The organism is Streptococcus sp. HMSC064H09 (assembly GCF_001812625.1).
Lineage (GTDB): Bacteria > Bacillota > Bacilli > Lactobacillales > Streptococcaceae > Streptococcus.
The window spans coordinates 1-1,795 of sequence record NZ_KV809627.1 but is presented as its reverse complement, the minus strand read 5'-3'; the positions used below and the strand labels follow the sequence as shown (position 1 = coordinate 1,795).

Below are 1,795 nucleotides of genomic sequence, written 5' to 3'. Positions count from 1 at the left end.
CTATCCTATCCTCTCCTATCCTATCCTCTCCTATGCAACCATTTGTCTGACATTTGGTTGTCAGTTGGTTGTCAGTTGGTTGCACATCTGACAACCACTGATATTTATTGCCTTCTACCAGTGCTATTTGTTGCATTTCCTCTGTGAATCTAGTGGGTTTCTTTCTATCCTTCCTAATAGAATTGTGTTCTGTCCAATCTGTTATAACTACCACTCCACTGTTAAACAACAGTACATAGTTGCCCTCGATTAGAAGTTTCATGTCTTCTTTCGTTGCGCCAACCAATCGCATGATAGTTTTAGGGTTTCCGACAAAACCATCATCGTCAGCCTCTAGGTTTAAGAAGAAGTATAAAGCCTTTGTTGTAGGAGGTAAGTCAAGAAAATCATCAGTCATTACGACATCTCTACTGAACATCCTTCTATTTGCCACTTGTTCCTCCTTTTCTTTTGTGTTATAATCAAGTAAATCGTTTTGATGAACGTTGCACCTTTTGGAGTTTTCCAAGGGTGCTTTTTTTAATGCCTACCCTCCCACCACTTCAATTATTTAATTACTCGTCTTCTTTACCGTTGTACTTCTTGAAGCTCAATCCCAAAGTTGTGATACCAGCAGCAATTACTACCAATTCCAAAGTGCTAGCGATACCTTCTTTTTCGCCAGTGTTTGGAAGAGTGCCACCGTAAACGGTTGTATTTGCCACCTCTTTTGGCTCAGAATCGAGCTTATAAGATACTGCGGTAGATTGTGCCACTTTTTCTTTTGGCGCATCATAAGGCTTGTCAGGGGTGTTTGGTGTTTTAGGTTTAACTGGCTCGCTTGGAATTTCGATGATCAACTCAGGTTTTTCCAAAATTGGTGCTGGTGGCATCATTGGAATATCTTCGATATTGATTTCTGGTTTATCGTAGATAGGTGCATCATTTGGCACCACTCCACCATTCCATTCAGGCTTATCATATTGTGGGGCGTCAAACGGTACTGTTCCACCGTTCCATTCTGGTTTGTCTAGCACTGGTGCATCATTCGGAACAGTTCCGATTGGCTCAGTATATTCTGGTTTCACACGTTCTTCAGGAATACCGGGGATGCCACCTTGAAACTCTGGAATTTCCACCTTTGGAGCTTCACGAGGAATCTCAAATGTAGGTTCTGGTTTGTTCTCACCGCTAGCGTCACCCTTCCCTCCTACGAGTTGCACATAGCTATACGAAGTAGCTCCATCTGTTTCTGCTTTCAACTCAATTTTGTTCGTTGGGTTAACTGAGTCCTTGACAGCGTTAACAAGCTTAGTCTTATAGTTGATGTAGATCATGTGATCCAAGCGATCCATCTTGATAGTAAAGCCACGATCTGACTTACTGATAGACTTAACTAAGTCCATAGCTGAGCCTTTGTCAATCCACGGATCAACACTTTCAATGTTTTTAATTTCAAAGTAGTTATCAACTAACTTTTGATTCTCTGACATTTCATCAATGATAGTCACATAGTTGAGCACTCTCTTAGCGTAATTAACACGAGCAGTCCAGTTAATCACTGTTGGATCATCTTTATCTTGTGATCCCCATTTTGCAAGCAACTCATCTTTACCGATGACTTGTTCTTTGCCGATAGTTGCAGATACGACTGTACCGTTAAAATTAACATTTACTGGTTTACCGCTTTCAACTTTGTCCGTCCAGCTTGCATCTAGTTTTAGACTCATGATTTTGTTGAGAGGGTGTGTCTTAAAATAGTCATTGAATACAGTTGTCACTTTGTTAGTGGTAGCATCCGCTGTAGCTTTCCCAA

The 1,795-nt window shown here is 41.0% G+C and carries 1 protein-coding gene and 1 pseudogene; both read right to left on the bottom strand.

From position 1 onward, the window contains the following. Window positions 1–433: pseudogene (locus HMPREF2867_RS09845) on the bottom strand (DNA replication protein); the annotation flags it as partial. Window positions 434–554: 121 nt separating this feature from the next. Next, on the bottom strand, window positions 555–1,795 hold a 1,241-nt coding region (locus HMPREF2867_RS09840; RefSeq protein WP_070577270.1), incomplete at its 5' end, for an SIALI-17 repeat-containing surface protein.